General features: G+C 72.1%; 17 protein-coding genes. 5 read left to right on the top strand and 12 right to left on the bottom strand.

The window, feature by feature from the left end; all coding sequences use genetic code 11:
• Positions 1-1,407: a class II 3-deoxy-7-phosphoheptulonate synthase gene (locus GA0070613_RS17865; RefSeq protein WP_089013341.1), complete on the bottom strand. Its 1,407-nt coding sequence runs from the start codon at positions 1,405-1,407 to the stop codon at positions 1-3.
• Between the two features lie 102 nt (positions 1,408-1,509).
• Positions 1,510-2,001 (bottom strand): hypothetical protein, encoded by a 492-nt coding sequence (locus GA0070613_RS17860; protein ID WP_089013340.1) that lies wholly within the window; start codon positions 1,999-2,001, stop codon positions 1,510-1,512.
• A gap of 69 nt (positions 2,002-2,070) precedes the next feature.
• On the opposite strand from GA0070613_RS17860, the gene GA0070613_RS33985 reads away from it, so the two are divergent.
• A complete protein-coding gene (locus tag GA0070613_RS33985) occupies positions 2,071-2,433 on the top strand; it encodes a lytic polysaccharide monooxygenase (RefSeq protein ID WP_269458998.1) in 363 nt (120 codons plus the stop codon).
• 16 nt (positions 2,434-2,449) lie between these two features.
• Here the strand turns inward: GA0070613_RS33985 and GA0070613_RS17850 are convergent, their stop codons facing one another.
• Positions 2,450-4,087, bottom strand: a complete 1,638-nt coding sequence (locus GA0070613_RS17850) for a glycosyl hydrolase family 18 protein (RefSeq protein ID WP_089013339.1) — start codon at positions 4,085-4,087, stop codon at positions 2,450-2,452.
• A 144-nt stretch (positions 4,088-4,231) separates the two neighbouring features.
• Here GA0070613_RS17850 and GA0070613_RS17845 point away from each other — a divergent pair, with 144 nt between their 5' ends.
• Positions 4,232-4,720 carry a glutathione peroxidase gene (locus GA0070613_RS17845; RefSeq protein ID WP_089013338.1) on the top strand — a complete coding sequence of 163 codons (489 nt, stop codon included), beginning with the start codon at positions 4,232-4,234 and terminating at the stop codon, positions 4,718-4,720.
• A gap of 168 nt (positions 4,721-4,888) precedes the next feature.
• On the opposite strand, the gene GA0070613_RS17840 is transcribed toward GA0070613_RS17845, so the two are convergent.
• Together GA0070613_RS17840 and GA0070613_RS17835 are read right to left on the bottom strand one after the other, a co-directional pair.
• Positions 4,889-5,302: a DUF4259 domain-containing protein gene (locus tag GA0070613_RS17840; protein WP_089013337.1), complete on the bottom strand. Its 414-nt coding sequence runs from the start codon at positions 5,300-5,302 to the stop codon at positions 4,889-4,891.
• A 105-nt stretch (positions 5,303-5,407) separates the two neighbouring features.
• Positions 5,408-6,211 (bottom strand): SGNH/GDSL hydrolase family protein, encoded by an 804-nt coding sequence (locus GA0070613_RS17835; RefSeq protein WP_089013336.1) that lies wholly within the window; start codon positions 6,209-6,211, stop codon positions 5,408-5,410.
• Positions 6,212-6,445: 234 nt separating this feature from the next.
• On the opposite strand from GA0070613_RS17835, the gene GA0070613_RS17830 reads away from it, so the two are divergent.
• Positions 6,446-7,135, top strand: coding sequence for an NADPH-dependent F420 reductase (locus tag GA0070613_RS17830; protein WP_089013335.1), 690 nt, complete (start codon positions 6,446-6,448; stop codon positions 7,133-7,135).
• A gap of 60 nt (positions 7,136-7,195) precedes the next feature.
• Here GA0070613_RS17830 and GA0070613_RS17825 read toward each other — a convergent pair whose 3' ends face one another.
• Positions 7,196-7,687: a GNAT family N-acetyltransferase gene (locus GA0070613_RS17825; protein WP_089013334.1), complete on the bottom strand. Its 492-nt coding sequence runs from the start codon at positions 7,685-7,687 to the stop codon at positions 7,196-7,198.
• Between the two features lie 161 nt (positions 7,688-7,848).
• Here GA0070613_RS17825 and GA0070613_RS17820 point away from each other — a divergent pair, with 161 nt between their 5' ends.
• Positions 7,849-8,796, top strand: a complete 948-nt coding sequence (locus GA0070613_RS17820) for a threonine ammonia-lyase (protein ID WP_157746379.1) — start codon at positions 7,849-7,851, stop codon at positions 8,794-8,796.
• A gap of 77 nt (positions 8,797-8,873) precedes the next feature.
• On the opposite strand, the gene GA0070613_RS17815 is transcribed toward GA0070613_RS17820, so the two are convergent.
• The 5 genes from GA0070613_RS17815 to GA0070613_RS17795 all read right to left on the bottom strand — a co-directional run bounded on the left by GA0070613_RS17815 (position 8,874) and on the right by GA0070613_RS17795 (position 12,498).
• Positions 8,874-9,224 carry a DUF2203 domain-containing protein gene (locus GA0070613_RS17815; RefSeq protein ID WP_089013332.1) on the bottom strand — a complete coding sequence of 117 codons (351 nt, stop codon included), beginning with the start codon at positions 9,222-9,224 and terminating at the stop codon, positions 8,874-8,876.
• A gap of 87 nt (positions 9,225-9,311) precedes the next feature.
• Positions 9,312-10,130 (bottom strand): pyrroline-5-carboxylate reductase, encoded by an 819-nt coding sequence (proC, locus tag GA0070613_RS17810; RefSeq protein WP_089013331.1) that lies wholly within the window; start codon positions 10,128-10,130, stop codon positions 9,312-9,314.
• A 74-nt stretch (positions 10,131-10,204) separates the two neighbouring features.
• Positions 10,205-11,233 carry a 6-phosphofructokinase gene (locus GA0070613_RS17805; protein WP_089016024.1) on the bottom strand — a complete coding sequence of 343 codons (1,029 nt, stop codon included), beginning with the start codon at positions 11,231-11,233 and terminating at the stop codon, positions 10,205-10,207.
• Between the two features lie 178 nt (positions 11,234-11,411).
• Entirely contained in the window at positions 11,412-11,915 is a 504-nt protein-coding gene (locus GA0070613_RS17800) for a pyridoxamine 5'-phosphate oxidase family protein (protein WP_089013330.1), read from the bottom strand.
• A gap of 85 nt (positions 11,916-12,000) precedes the next feature.
• Positions 12,001-12,498: a polyadenylate-specific 3'-exoribonuclease AS gene (locus GA0070613_RS17795; protein WP_089013329.1), complete on the bottom strand. Its 498-nt coding sequence runs from the start codon at positions 12,496-12,498 to the stop codon at positions 12,001-12,003.
• Positions 12,499-12,746: 248 nt separating this feature from the next.
• Here GA0070613_RS17795 and GA0070613_RS17790 point away from each other — a divergent pair, with 248 nt between their 5' ends.
• Positions 12,747-13,439, top strand: coding sequence for a Crp/Fnr family transcriptional regulator (locus GA0070613_RS17790; RefSeq protein WP_089013328.1), 693 nt, complete (start codon positions 12,747-12,749; stop codon positions 13,437-13,439).
• Positions 13,440-13,524: 85 nt separating this feature from the next.
• On the opposite strand, the gene GA0070613_RS17785 is transcribed toward GA0070613_RS17790, so the two are convergent.
• Complete coding sequence (locus GA0070613_RS17785) at positions 13,525-13,734, bottom strand: hypothetical protein (RefSeq protein WP_089013327.1); 210 nt, start codon at positions 13,732-13,734, stop codon at positions 13,525-13,527.
• Positions 13,735-13,886: the final 152 nt, after the last annotated feature.

Below are 13,886 nucleotides of genomic sequence, written 5' to 3'. Positions count from 1 at the left end.
TCAGCCACGCAGCATCTCCGCCACCAGGAAGGCCAGCTCCAGCGACTGCTGGGTGTTCAGTCGCGGGTCGCAGGCGGTTTCGTACCGGTCGGGCAGGTCGAGGTCCTCGATGCCCTGGGCGCCGCCGAGGCACTCGGTGACGTCCTCGCCGGTCAGCTCGACGTGCAGGCCGCCCGGGTGGGTCTCCAGGCCGCGGTGCACCTCGAAGTAGCCGAGCACCTCGTCGACGATCCGGTCGAAGTGCCGGGTCTTGTAGCCGTTCGAGGACTCGTGGGTGTTGCCGTGCATCGGGTCGCACTGCCAGACCACCTTGGCGCCGGCCGCGGTGACCTTGGCGACGATCGGCGGCAGGGCGTCCCGGACCCGGTGGTTGCCCATCCGGCTGATCAGGGTCAGCCGGCCGGGGATGTTGTCCGGGTTGAGCTTCTCGCAGAGCTCGATCGCCTCGTCCGGGGTGGTGGTCGGGCCGAGCTTGACCCCGATCGGGTTGGCGATCCGGGAGATGAAGTCGATGTGCGCCCCGTCGAGCTGCCGGGTCCGCTCGCCGATCCAGAGGAAGTGCCCGGACAGGCCGTACGCCCGCTCCCCGGAGACCCGGGTGAGCGCCCGGTCGTACTCCAGGGCGAGGGCCTCGTGCGAGCAGTAGAGGGTGACCGTGCGCAGCGCCTCGTCGTCGGTCATCCCGCAGGCCCGGATGAAGGCCAGCGCCCGGTCGATCTCCCGGGCGATCGCCTCGTAGCGCTCGCCGGCCGGGGAGTTCTTGACGAAGCCCTTGTTCCAGTCGTGCACGGCGTGCAGGTCGGCCAGCCCGCCGGCCAGGTACGCCCGCAGCATGTTCATCGCCGCCGCCGAGTTCGCGTACGCCCGGATCATCCGCTGCGGGTCGGCGACCCGCGCCTCCGGCGTGGCCTCCAGCGAGTTGATCATGTCGCCGCGGTAGGCCGGCAGGCCGCGGGCGTCGGTCGGCAGCGAGCGGGGCTTGGTGTACTGGCCGGCGACCCGGGCCACCTTGACCACCGGCAGCGACGCGCCGTACGTCAGCACGATCGCCATCTGGAGCAGCGTGCGGGCGTTGGCCAGCAGGTGGCTCTCGGTGTTGTCGGCGAAGGTCTCGGCGCAGTCGCCGCCCTGGAGCAGGAACGCCTTGCCCTCGCAGACCAGCGCGAGCCGCTGCCGGAGCTGGTCGACCTCGTAGGGCGCGACGACCGACGGCACGGTGTCGAGCACCTTGCCGACCTCGGCGACCTTGGCCTGGTCCGGCCAGGGCGGGGTCTGCGTCCGGGGAAGCTCCCGCCAGCGGTCCAGCCCGAGGGCCGCGTCCTCGGCGGAGTCGACGGTCGGACGACTGGTCTGCAGGCCCGGGCTGCCCACCGCGGGGTGACTCAGCTGATGCCACTCATGGCGCATGACAGAAAGCGTACGGCGACCGTCGGGGCGGCTCGCCGCCGAGGGGGACGGTTCCGGCAGTTGAGAGATGACCGACACCGGCAGGTCAACGCCGGTGACCGGTCAGGGAGTGATGGCCGGCTCTGGGGTGTTGCCGCCCGGGACCTCGGCGGAGATACACCAGTCGGCGCCGCCACGGGTGACGGTGAACAGCAGCGGCCGGGTGGCCTTGCGGCTGCCGACGGTGACGGTGACCGCAGTGCTGACCTCCTGCCCGTGCGGGCTGGACCGGACGTCGGTGATGGTGGCCTGCGGGACGGTGAAGTGGTCGGCGAAGTCGCCGTTCGGGCCGGTGGCCGCGGCGTCGAAGGGCTTCTGCATGGGGGCGCAGAGCTGGCTGCGGCCGGCGTCGGTGTCCTTGGCCGCCATCGCGTCGAGGTACGCCTGCACCCGTTCCCGGGACTTGGCGGCGGCCTCCTCGGCCGGCGCGCGCTGCGCCCCGGTCGCCGGGGCCCGGGCCTCGTCGTCCCCGCCGAAGCCGCAGCCGGCCAGGCTGAGCGGCAGGAGCGCGAGCAGGGCGACGACGCTCGCCACCCTCAGGTGCGTCAGGCCCATCGGTCCCCTTCCATCGGCGCGGACATCGGGACATGCCGAGCGGCGAGTGTGTCACATCGGCTCACTTGCATGTCATGCCCGCTCCGCTCAAGACTTTTAGTTAACTTTCCTTACGGAATCAGCGTCGCCGCACTTGGCGGCATCCCTATCCTGGCCTCGCTGGCGCTGGTCAGCCAGGCCGGCGCGCACGGCAGCACGCAGTCACGGGTCAGCCGGACGTACGCCTGCTTCCTGGAGGGCCCGGAGTCGCCGGACTCCGACGCCTGCCGGGCGGCGGTGGCGGCCGGTGGCACCCAGGCGCTCTACGACTGGAACGAGGTGAACATCGCCAACGCGGCCGGGCGGCACCGGCAGCTCATCCCCGACGGCCACTGGTGTGCAGCGCCCCGGCGGGGAGGGACCGGTGCTGGTCCCTCCCCGCCGTGTGGGTGATGCGTCGGCGCTCGGCTCAGCCGAGACCGCCCTTGATGGCGCCGATCAGCTCGCCGTTGCCGGTGTCACCGGAGAGCTCCCAGAAGAAGGCGCCACCGAGGCCCTGGTTCTTCGCGTACGTCATCTTGCCGCCGACGGTGGACGGGGTGTCGTAGCTCCACCAGTTGCTGCCGCACTTGGCGTAGGCGGTGCCGGCGACGGTGCCGGTGGCCGGGCAGCTGTTCTTCAGCACCTTGTAGTCCTCGATGCCCTGTTCGTAGGTGCCCGGGGCGGGGCCGGTGGCGCTGCCGCCCGGGGCGGTCTGAGTGACCCCGGTCCAGCCGCGGCCGTAGAAGCCGATGCCGAGCAGCAGCTTGTTCGCGGGTACGCCCTTGCTCTTGAGTTTCTGGATCGCGGCGTCCGCCCAGAAGCCCTGCTGCGGGATCCCGGCGTACGAGTAGAGCGGGGAGTGCGGGGCGGTGGGACCTTGCGCGTTGAAGGCGCCGAAGTAGTCGTACGTCATCGGCATGAGCCAGTTCAGGTTCGGTGCGGCGCCGGCGTAGTCGGTGGCGTCGATCTTGCCACCGGTGCTGCCGTCGGCGGTGATCGCCGCGGTGACCAGCGCCGACGAGCCGAACTTGGCCCGCAGCGCGCCGATGACGTTCTTGAAGGCGTTCGGGCCGCTGCTGTCGCACTGGAGGCCGCAGGCGTTGGGGTACTCCCAGTCGATGTCGATGCCGTCGAAGACGTCCGCCCAGCGCGGGTCCTTGACCAGGGCGTAGCAGGAGTCGGCGAACGCGGCCGGGTTCTGCGCGGCCTGGGTGAAGCCGGCCGACCAGGTCCAGCCGCCGAAGGACCAGATCACCTTCAGGTGCGGGTACATCTTCTTCAGCTTCCGGAGCTGGTTGAAGCTGCCGCGCAGCGGCTGGTCCCAGGTGTCGGCGACGCCGTCCACACTGTCCGCCGCGGTGTACGCCTTGTCGTAGTCGGCGTAGCTGTCCCCGATGCTGCACCGGCCGCCGGTGGTGTTGCCGAAGGCGTACAGGATGTGGGTGAGCTTGGCGGCGGACCCACTGGTGTGGATGTTCTTGACGTGGTAGTTCCGGGCGTAGACGCCCCACTCGGCGAAGTAGCCGACCACCTTCTTGTCCCCGCTGGGCGGGGTCGTGGTCGGTGGCGTGGTGGTCGGTGGCGTCGTGGTCGGAGGCGTGGTGGTGGGGGGCGTGGTGGTCGGCGGGGTGGTGGTGGGTGGCGCGGTGGTGGGCGGCGTGCCGCCGCCGGCGCAGGACGCGCCGTTGACGGTGCAGTTCAGCGGCCCGGCGTACGGGCCGGTGCCGTTGTAGCCCCAGCTGAAGCTGGCCCCCGGGGCGAGCGGGCCGGCCCAGCTCTTCTTGACCGCGACGTAGTGGTTGCCGCTGCTGGTGACGTCGGCGTCCCAGAAGGTGCTGATCGTGGTGCCCGAGGGCAGGTCGAACTCGATGCGCCAGGTGTCGACGCTGGCGCTGGTGCCGTTGGTGACGGTCACCTTCGTCTCGTGACCGGTCCCCCAGTCCTGCACCTTGGCGAACGTGGCGGTCACGCTGGCGGCGGCGGAGGCGGTGGCCATCGGCACCGTCGCGACCGCGAGCGCGACCACGGCACCGGCCCAGAGGGCCCGGCGGAGCGATCTCTTCATGTGGCGTCTCCCCAAACAGTTAGGAAACTTTCCAGATTGAATGCTGAGACGCTACTCACGCCGTCATCACTTCGTCAAGATGTGCATACATCGATTTCTACGGCCCTCGCCGCGCCGGTCCGGGGAGCGCGTAGCCTCGGCGGCATGACCGTTTTCGACGTCCAGATCGACGCCCTCACCGGCGGCCCCGCCGACCTCGCGCGGTACCGGGGCCGCGCCCTGCTGGTGGTCAACGTGGCCTCCCGGTGCGGGCTGACCCCCCAGTACGCCGGCCTGCAGGCCCTCGCCGACGAGTACGCCGACCGGGGGCTGACGGTGCTCGGGGTGCCGTGCAACCAGTTCGGCGGCCAGGAGTCCGGCACGGCCGCCGAGATCGACGAGTTCTGCCAGGTCAACTACGGCGTGACGTTCCCGCTCACGGAGAAGGTCGACGTCAACGGCCCGGACCGGCACCCGCTCTACGCCGAGCTGGTGTCCACCCCGGACGCCGAGGGCCACACCGGCGACGTGCGGTGGAACTTCGAGAAGTTCCTGGTCGCCCCGGACGGCACGGTGGCGGCCCGGTTCGCCCCGACGGTGACCCCCGACGCCCCCGAACTGCGCGCCACCGTCGAGAAGGTCCTCCCGGCCTGACGTCGGCGACCACGGCGGGGGCCACCGGCCGGGTCGGATGAGCGGAACGGGAACGAGTCCGGGGCGACGCCGCGCCCCGGACTCGTCGGTCAGGTCGGGTCAGGCCAGCCGCGGCGCCGGCCGTGAGGGTGAAAGCGGCGGGCGCCGGGTTCGACCCGGACCAGGCGCTCAGGCCGCCAGGGCGGCCCGGAGGGTGGCGAGCTCGGCGAGGAACTCGTTCGGCTCGCCCGCCTCGGCCCAGAGGTCGGCCAGCTCCGACTCGTCGGCCACCACCCGGTCGAGCGCCTGGACGGCCACCGGCCGGAACCGTTCCGGCAGGTCCGCCCGCCCGCCCCCGGTGAGGAAGTCCGGCGCGTACGGCGAGTCGACGGCCGCGGCGCCCGGCAGGTGGGCGGCGATGACGGCGGCCGCGGCCACCGCCTCGACGGCGAGGTCGGAGTCCAGGTAGCCGGGCTCGTCGAGGACGGCCCGCAGGGCCTGTTCCACCAGCGCCGGGCGCCGCTCCGGCGCGGCGTCGTCCAGTTCGCCGCACCAGTCCGCCGCCGTGTCGTTGTCGAACGGTCCCGCCGCCCAGGTGCCCATCGATCCTCCGCTTTCACTCTCGTGTGGAGGACCGAAGGTAACCGCGGGGTCCGACAACCGGGCTCGCGTCCGGGACGGGACCGGTCCGTCCCGGACGGAGCTCGGTCAGCCGGCCGCGCCGCGGAAGACCGGGTAGTAGCCGCCGGCCTGCCCGGCGGTCGTCGGGTGGTACGAGATGCCGATGTTGGTGTAGTTCAACGCGTGCAGCCACTTCTCGCCGTAGCTGCAGAGCTGGTGGCCGACGAAGATCGGCCGGACGTCGGCGAAGGTGAAGCCGGCGGCGAGGGCGGCGCTTCGGGTGATGTCGTCGACCAGGTTGATACCCTCGTTGATCTTCGCCCGGGAGGTGTCGCTCAGCCCCACACAGACCGTGTTCAGCTGGTAGAACACCGGGTACCCGACGACCACGACCCGGGCTGCGGGGGCGCGGCTCTTGATTCCGTTGTAGACGGTGGCGAGCAGCCCGGACAGCTCGGCGCGCGCCTTGTCCTCGGCTGCCTGGACGGCGGCCACGCACTCGGTGGTGCCGTAGAGCACGCAGGTGGTCATGATGTTGGCGAAGCCGACGTCGTTGCCGCCGACCGTGACGCTGACCAGCGTGGTCGTCGAGCCGAGGGCGGCGAGCTGACTGTTGACCACGTCCGTGGTGCGCGCGCCCGAGCAGGCCACCGAGCGGTACGAGGCCGGGTGGATGTTGGTGTTGTAGAGGGCGGGATAGGCGTTGGTACTGCGCTGGCAGGAGCCACTCTCGGTGGTGTAGCTGCCGGCGCCCACGCCGGAGGCGTACGAGTCGCCGAGGGCGATGTACCGGTCGGTGGGGGCGGCCTGGGCCGGGACGGCCAGGGCGAGCGTGGCGCCGAGGGACGTCGCCAGGCTGAGGGCGAGGGTTACGAGACGGGTTCTCCGCACGTCGCACTCCTGGGGGTGGGAAGTGGTGGTGCGAGATAGATATCAATAGATCGACACCCGGCGGAAGATCGTCGATTCGCAAGAGATGCCCATAGAAACTTATAGATACAAACCATCGTCAGTCGTATGCTGTGGCGTGAAGGATTTCGCCAATGCGGCCCCGGTGGGGCTCCGCCGGATAACCAACCGCGATGGTCGGGAATGCCGCCGCCGGGCGCCGGGTTGGCAACGGACATGACAACTGTGGGACTGATCGGCAGCGGCAACATCGGCGGCACCGTGGCCCGACTGGCGGTCGCCGCCGGTCACGACGTGGTGCTCAGCAACTCTCGCGGACCCGAGACCCTCAAGGAGCTGGTGGACGAGCTGGGCCCCCAGGCCCGCGCGGCCACCCCCGCCGAGGCGGCGGCGGCCGGCGACCTGGTGGTGGTCACCATCCCGCTGCGGGCCTACCGCGAGGTGCCCGTCGAGCCGCTCGCCGGCAAGATCGTCATCGACACGAACAACTACTACCCGGAGCGGGACGGGCGGTTCCCGGAGCTGGACGACGAATCGACCACCACCAGCGAGCTGCTGCAGCGGCACCTGCCGGAGTCGCGGGTGGTCAAGGGCTTCAACAACATCTACTTCCGGCACCTGCTCGCCCTGGCCCGGCCGGCCGGCGCGGCCGACCGGACCGCCCTGCCCGTCGCGGGCGACGACGCGGCCGCCAAGGCCACGGTCACCGCGTTCCTCGACTCACTCGGGTACGACGCGGTGGACGTCGGTGCGCTCGCCGAGGGGTGGCGCTTCCAGCGCGACACCACCGCCTACGCCGCGCTCTACTCGGCCGATCCGGCCAACGACTGGGAGCGACCGGCCCCGGTCGACGCGGAACGGCTGCGCGCCGCCCTCGCCGCCGCCCGCCGCTACGCCGACAGCTGACCAGCTGGGCCGGGGAGCGGTCCGCTCCCCGGCCCGCCGGACAGTCACCGCACCCGGCGGTCAGTCCAGCGGATCGGCCGGGAGCGCCAGCCGCATCGCCGGGTCCCGGGTGAGGTGGAAGCCGAGCGAACGGTAGAGGGGCTGCCCCGGCTCGGAGGTGCGCAGGTCGACCGTGCGCACCTCGCGTCGGCGATACCAGTCCAGCAACGCCGTCATGCAGGCCCGGGAGTAGCCGCGTCGGCGGTGGCGCGGGTCGGTGCAGACGTTGAAGACGTAGCCGACCCGCCCGCTCGGATTGGCCGGACCACCGAGCCGCCGCTCGATCGTGCCGACGGCGCAGGCAGCCAGCGTTCCCGGCGCCTCCGGCGCGTCGACCACGAACGCGGCCATCGGCTCGTCGGGATCGCACAGGCGTTCCCGCAGGGTCTCCCGCGCGGCGTCCTGCCACGGGCCCGGCGGCGGTTCCGTCCCCGCCATCGACGCGAGCATCAGCCCGCGCAGTCGGACCAGCTCGGCGGCGTCGTCGACGGTCGCGCGGCGTGCATCGATCATGGCGGCACGGTACCGAGGAGCGCTGGGCCGTCCTCGCCACGGTCCACCGTCGGGCTGGACAGAAGTCCGGTGTGTCCCCGGCCGACCTGCCGCCCAGCTCCGCGGCCGGCTGACCCGGTGCTCCGGACGCCGCCGCGTCCGGGCGCACTAGGCTCATGCGCATGCGGCTGGTGACGGGCGACGAGATCACGGCGGCCGAGAAGCGCCTCGACGGGCGGGTGGTCCGAACCCCGCTGCTGGCGGCTCCCCCGCTCAGCGCGGAGCTGGGCCTCCGGATCTCGGTGAAGGCGGAGAACCTCCAGCACACCGGCAGCTTCAAGGCCCGGGGCGCGATGAACGCGCTGCTCGCCCGCGCCGAACGCGAGGGCATGCCGGCCGGGCTGGTGGCCTTCTCCGCCGGCAACCACGCGATCGCGGTGGCCTTCGTCGGCCGAGCCTTCGCACTGCCCACCGTGGTCTGCATGCCGCCGGGCGCGGTGCCCACCAAGGTCGACACGGTCCGCCGGCTCGGCGCCGAGGTGGTCCTCACCCACGACCTGCTGGACACCGCGCGGGGCCTCGCGGCCGACCGCGGCTACCACCTGCTGCCACCCTTCGACGACCCCGACGTGATCGCCGGCCAGGCCACCATCGGCCGGGAGTTGCTGGCCGACGGTCCGGTCCCGGCCGTGGTGCTGGTGCCGGTCGGCGGCGGGGGCCTGATCAGCGGTATCGCGGCGGCGGTGAAGGAGGCCTTCCCCGCCACCCGGATCGTCGGGGTGGAGCCGGACGGCGCGAACGCCATGTCGTACGCCCTGCGCACCGGCACGCCCACCCCGCCGGTACGACCGGCCTCGGTCGCCGACGGCCTGGCCGCCCCGTTCGCCGGACGGCACACGCTGGCCCACGTCCGGGCGCTGGTCGACGACGTGGTGGAGGTGCCGGAGGAGTCGATCCTCCCCGCCTGGTCGGACCTGGTGGACGCGACGAAGCTGCTGGTCGAGCCGGCCGCCGCGGTGACCCTGGCGGCGCTGCGGGCGGGCCTGGTCGAGGTGGCCCCCGGCGACCGGACCGTTCTGGTCCTGAGCGGCGGCAACGTCGCCCTGTCCCGTCTCACCACCCTCGGCTGACGCCGGTCCATCCCGCCTGCCCACCCTCGGCGGACGTCGCTTCGGACCGGTCCCGACTCAGGCTGGGCGGCGGCCGGTCAGACCGGGCGGCGGCCGGCGAAGCCGCACTCCACCCGGTGGTACCAGCGCACGTCGGAGTCGCCCTCCAACCAGCACCAGAGCACCTGACGGCCGTCCCGCTCGCCGGGGAAGTCCAGCAGCACCGGCGCGATCCCCTTGACCTGGATCTCGTGGGTGTGGAACTCGTCCACGATGGCGTGCAGCCGGGCTTCGAGGGCCTTGACCTCGGCCAGCCCGCCGAGCACGCTGGCCCCGTGGTCGGCCAGGTCGACCCGCAGCTCGGCCAGGTCGGCCCGGAGCCGGATCAGCTCCTCGACGCGGGGCCGCAGGGTGGCCACCAGATGACGCGTCTGGGCGAGAGTGAACACGCCGCCAGTATGCGGCACGGCGGGGCAGGCCGGGACGGGACGGACCGGGCGGGCAGTGCGGGGGCCGGCCAGGCGGGGCGGGGCGACTCAGTCCGCCTGGGCGGCCAGTTCGCGGGCCCGGTCGCGGGCGGCTTCCAGCGCGGCGAGCATGGCCGCGCGGACGCCGTGGTTCTCCAGCTCGCGGATCGCCGAGATGGTGGTGCCGGCCGGTGAGGTGACCGCCTCGCGGAGCTTGACCGGGTGCTCGCCGGAGTCGCGCAGCATCACCGCCGAGCCGATCGCGGTCTGCACGATCAGCTCGTGCGCCACCTGCCGGGGCAGGCCGAGCAGGATGCCGGCGTCGATCATGGCCTCGACCAGCAGGTAGAAGTAGGCCGGGCCGGAGCCGGAGAGGGCGGTCACCGCGTCCTGCTGGGACTCGGGGACCCGCAGGGTCGCGCCGAGCGGGGAGAACATCTCCTCGGCGAGCGCCAGGTGCGCACCGGTGGCGTGGGCGCCGGCCGAGATGGCGCTCATCGCCTGATCGACCAGGGCCGGGGTGTTGGTCATCACCCGGACCACCGGGGTGCCCTCGGGCAGCCGGCGGCTGAAGAAAGTGGTGGGCAGGCCGGCGCAGAGCGAGATCACCAGCTTGTCGGCCGGGACCTTGGGGCCGATCTCGTCGAGCAGCGCCGCGGCGTCCTGCGGCTTGACCGAGATGGCCAGCACCGCCGCCTCGTCCACCGCGGCCAGGTTGTCCACCACCCGGACACCGTACCGGGCGGTCAGCTCCTCGGCGCGACTGGGCCGCCGGGCGGTGGCGAGCAGTCGCTCCACCGGCCAGCCCGAGCGGAGCAGGCCGGAGAGCATCAGCTCACCGATCTTGCCCGCGCCGATCACCGCGACCGTGTGCACCCCGGGTGCCATTCCGCCGTACCCCTCTCGCCTCGGAGCCGCGGCGCGGCGGTCCCCCGCGGGACCGCCGCGCCGCCTGCCGTCGATCAGCTGCCGAAGAAGACCTCGGCCTCGGCGTACCGCTCCAGCGGCACGGTCTTCAGCTCACGGGTGGCCTCCGCGAGGGGGACCCGGACGATGTCCGTGCTCTGCATCGCCACCATCTTGCCCCAGTCGCCCTCGTGCACCGCGTCGATGGCCTGGAGTCCGAGCCGGGTGGCGAGCACCCGGTCGAACGCGGTCGGGGTGCCACCGCGCTGGATGTGGCCGAGGACGACCGTGCGGGCCTCCTTGCCGGTCTTCGCCTCCAGCTGCTCGGCGAGCCACTGGCCGATGCCGCCGAGGCGGACGTGGCCGAACGAGTCCAGCTCCTGGTTGTGCAGCACCATCTGGCCGTCCAGCGGCTGGGCGCCCTCGGCGACCACGACGATCGGGGCGTACTGGTGCTGGAAGCGCTTCTCGACGTAGCCGGCGACCTGCTCGACGTCGAACTGCCGCTCCGGCAGCAGGATCACGTTGGCGCCGCCGGCAAGGCCGGCGTGCAGGGCGATCCAGCCGGCGTGCCGGCCCATCACCTCGACGACCAGGGTGCGGTGGTGACTCTCCGCCGTGGTGTGCAGCCGGTCGATCGCCTCCATGGCGATGTTGACCGCCGTGTCGAAGCCGAACGTGTAGTCGGTGGCGCCGAGGTCGTTGTCGATGGTCTTCGGCACGCCGACGACGTTGACGCCCAGCTCGTGCAGCTTGGTGGCCACGCCGAGGGTGTCCTCGCCGCCGATCGCGATCAGCGCGTCCACGCCCTGCGCGGCCAGGTTCTCCCTGATCCGTTCCACCCCGTTCTCGATCTTGAACGGGTTGGTGCGGGACGAGCCGAGGATGGTGCCGCCGCGCGGCAGGATGCCGCGGACCTCCGCGATGCCGAGTGGCCTGGACAGTCCCTCCAGCGGGCCCTTCCAGCCGTCCTGAAAGCCCACGAACTCGTGACCGTAGGTGGCGACGCCCTTGCGGACCACCGCCCGAATGACCGCGTTGAGACCTGGGCAGTCGCCGCCGCCGGTGAGCACGCCGATACGCATGATCTGCTCATCCTCCTGGAGCATCAGGTGAAGCCCGGATAAGCCCCAGGATATGCGTCAGATCAGACCATCGGCGCCGTTGCCGGCCCGGGGCGGGCCGTCAGTGCGAACTGTAGTCGCCGTGGGGGTACGCCGACACCGCGCCCCGGCCGGCCCCGCCCGCTCGGCCGGCTACCCGTCAGTAGCTGACCGCGTGGTTCTGCCCCGCCTCCGGCGGCTGCCCGGTCACCGTTGCCTTGGCGAAGCCGAGCAGGTTCACCACGGTGCTGCCGGGCGAGTCCCAGTACTCGGCCGAGCTGGCGTGCACCTTGATCAGCGTGATGCCCGGGGTGTCCAGCCCGTCCGGGAACCAGGTCTTGAGCAGCGGGTTCCACAACTCCTCGGCGCGGGCCCGGTCCCAGCCCTCCTGCGCGGTGCCCGCGACGGAGACCCAGGCGTGCTGGCGCTGGTCGGAGAAACCGACGTTGACCTGTGGGTTCACCCGGATCTGGCGGACCTTTGCAGAGCTGGCGTAGGCGAAGAACCACAGATCGCCGTCGAACTCCGCGGCCTGCAGGCCCATCGGCCGGCTGACCAGCCGGCCGTCCACGGCGGTCGTGGTCAGCAGGCAGATCCGGGCGTCCCTGATCAGCTCGGTGACCCGCCCCCGGGACTCCTCGGCGGTGGTCGGCTCCTTGCTCATGGCGACACTCCCTCGCATCGGCTCGATGTCGAACCGTGCCCGGGACAGAATCGGTCAAACCTGCGGGACTCGACCTCCGGACAGATTACCGGCGGCTCATCGCCCGCCACCGGGCCAGGTTGTGCCGGGCGTCGACCAGGGCGTCGTGCCGGTCCGCCTCGGCGTCCGGCAGCTTCGGGCGGCCCCGGTCGTCCCAGAGCTGGCGCAGCTCCTTGGTGAACCGGGGGATCTCCCGGGGCAGCGCCGGCATCGCGCCCCAGAGCTGGGCCAGCACCAGGTGGTCGTACGCGGCGTACCAGGCCCACAGCTCGAGCTGCTCGCCCGGCCGGTCCCGGATCGGCTCCATCAGGAAGTCGTACAGCTCGTCGCGGATGCGCTCCCGTGAGCGCCAGGCCCGGTCGGCCGGCGAGGGGAGCTTGTCGAGGACGTTGCGGCGCACCCAGGGGATCGCCCGGGAGTCGTCGAACTCGGTGGAGACCGCGTAGAACTCGCGGCCGTACTCGTCGACGACGCCGATCGACACGAGGTCGACGATCCGGCCGTCCTCGATGAACTCGCAGTCGTAGAAGTAGCGGTAGACCATCCCCGCCATCCTCGCCCACGGCCGCCGGACGCCGGCCGGCGGGGGCACCGGACGAGCTGGCCGGCGCCCCCGCGCCGCAGCTCGGCAGGGTCACGGAAGTGTTTCCAGGGGTGTACAGCAAGCGACCGGCCCGTCATGATCTGATGTGTACCGCTACCGGACGCCGAACCGGTTCAGAACCTCGTACCGGGGGCTGTCAGGTTCACCCGGCTGCGAGTTGTGTTCCTTGACCGGGGAGGGGTTGGGCCGTGGAGGTTCGCCTGCCGGAGCCGGGTGACGCGCTCACTGGCGTGGCGATGTTCGCCGGGCTGGAGCCGGAGGTCCGGCAGCGGGTCATCGCCGCGGCGGTGCCGCGCACCTACCGCAAGGGCCAGCTGCTGTTCGTGGAGAACGATCCCGGCGAGTCGCTGATCGTGCTGCGCCGGGGGGCGGTGGCCGTCTTCCGCACCGCGCCGACCGGTGAGCGGGCCATGCTGTCGGTGATCCGTCCACCGGACGTGCTGGGCGAGGTCTCCCTGCTGGACGCCTCCACCCGGTCCCTCTCCGCCGAGGCCATCGAGGACTGCGCCGCGCTCGCGCTGTCCCGCCCGGCCTTCATGGAGCTGGTGCACTCCAACCCGCGGATCCTCGACGCGGTGATGCGCTCGCTCGGCGGGCTGATCCGCCGGCTCACCGAGCAGAACGCCGACCACGTCTTCCTCGACCTGCCCGGCCGGGTGGCCAAGACGCTGGTCCGGCTGGCCGGCGAGAGCCAGGCCCCGATGATCACGATCGAGCTCAACCAGAGCCAGCTCGCCGAGATGGCCGGCGGGTCCCGGCAGAGCGTCAACCAGGCGATCGGCTCGTTCGCCAGCCGCGGCTGGCTGCGTACCGAGGGACGCCGGATCGTGGTGACCGATGTGGCCGCGCTGCGCCGCCGGGCCGGCATGAACGATCGCTGAGCCGCCGCGCGGGCGGCGACGGCGTCGGGACGTACGCGAGGGGCCGGGAGGGCGTCGCCACCCCGGCCCCTCGTCGGCGGTGGCCTCAGACGCCGGCGCTGCCCGGCCCCGCCCAGGCCGTGGTGCTGCCCGGGCCGGCCCAGTCGGTGGTGTCCTTGCCGCTGGACCCCTCGCTGACGATCCCGTCGGCCTGCAGCGCGGCGAGCATGGCGGCGTCCACGTCGACCGACTCGCCCGCCGAGTGGTTGATCCCGTCGGCGTCGGTCCAGTCGCTCTCCAGCTTCACGTACACCATGGCGTATCCCCCTTGATCGCAGTCCGCATTCGGCCGCCTGAATGTAGCTCTTGACGCCGTCCGGAGAACTGTCCGCAAGCCAACAGCCCGGTACCTGACACCGTCGCCAACGGCGATACTCACGGTGGACGCCGCGGGGGCGCGGCGCCCGG

This window comes from Micromonospora inositola, assembly GCF_900090285.1.
Lineage (GTDB): Bacteria > Actinomycetota > Actinomycetes > Mycobacteriales > Micromonosporaceae > Micromonospora > Micromonospora inositola.
This window is presented reverse-complemented; position numbering and strand designations above follow the sequence as displayed.

What these genes read in the sequence shown, in the direction of transcription:
- GA0070613_RS33985 (WP_269458998.1), top strand. Translation starts at nt 2,071, where the DNA reads ATGTCATGCCCGCTCCGCTCAAGACTTTTAGTTAACTTTCCTTACGGA.
- GA0070613_RS17865 (WP_089013341.1), bottom strand. Translation starts at nt 1,407, where the DNA reads ATGCGCCATGAGTGGCATCAGCTGAGTCACCCCGCGGTGGGCAGCCCG.
- GA0070613_RS17830 (WP_089013335.1), top strand. Translation starts at nt 6,446, where the DNA reads ATGACAACTGTGGGACTGATCGGCAGCGGCAACATCGGCGGCACCGTG.
- GA0070613_RS17785 (WP_089013327.1), bottom strand. Translation starts at nt 13,734, where the DNA reads ATGGTGTACGTGAAGCTGGAGAGCGACTGGACCGACGCCGACGGGATC.
- GA0070613_RS17845 (WP_089013338.1), top strand. Translation starts at nt 4,232, where the DNA reads ATGACCGTTTTCGACGTCCAGATCGACGCCCTCACCGGCGGCCCCGCC.
- proC (WP_089013331.1), bottom strand. Translation starts at nt 10,130, where the DNA reads ATGGCACCCGGGGTGCACACGGTCGCGGTGATCGGCGCGGGCAAGATC.
- GA0070613_RS17860 (WP_089013340.1), bottom strand. Translation starts at nt 2,001, where the DNA reads ATGGGCCTGACGCACCTGAGGGTGGCGAGCGTCGTCGCCCTGCTCGCG.
- GA0070613_RS17795 (WP_089013329.1), bottom strand. Translation starts at nt 12,498, where the DNA reads ATGGTCTACCGCTACTTCTACGACTGCGAGTTCATCGAGGACGGCCGG.
- GA0070613_RS17850 (WP_089013339.1), bottom strand. Translation starts at nt 4,087, where the DNA reads ATGAAGAGATCGCTCCGCCGGGCCCTCTGGGCCGGTGCCGTGGTCGCG.
- GA0070613_RS17840 (WP_089013337.1), bottom strand. Translation starts at nt 5,302, where the DNA reads ATGGGCACCTGGGCGGCGGGACCGTTCGACAACGACACGGCGGCGGAC.
- GA0070613_RS17805 (WP_089016024.1), bottom strand. Translation starts at nt 11,233, where the DNA reads ATGCGTATCGGCGTGCTCACCGGCGGCGGCGACTGCCCAGGTCTCAAC.
- GA0070613_RS17800 (WP_089013330.1), bottom strand. Translation starts at nt 11,915, where the DNA reads ATGAGCAAGGAGCCGACCACCGCCGAGGAGTCCCGGGGGCGGGTCACC.
- GA0070613_RS17825 (WP_089013334.1), bottom strand. Translation starts at nt 7,687, where the DNA reads ATGATCGATGCACGCCGCGCGACCGTCGACGACGCCGCCGAGCTGGTC.
- GA0070613_RS17820 (WP_157746379.1), top strand. Translation starts at nt 7,849, where the DNA reads ATGCGGCTGGTGACGGGCGACGAGATCACGGCGGCCGAGAAGCGCCTC.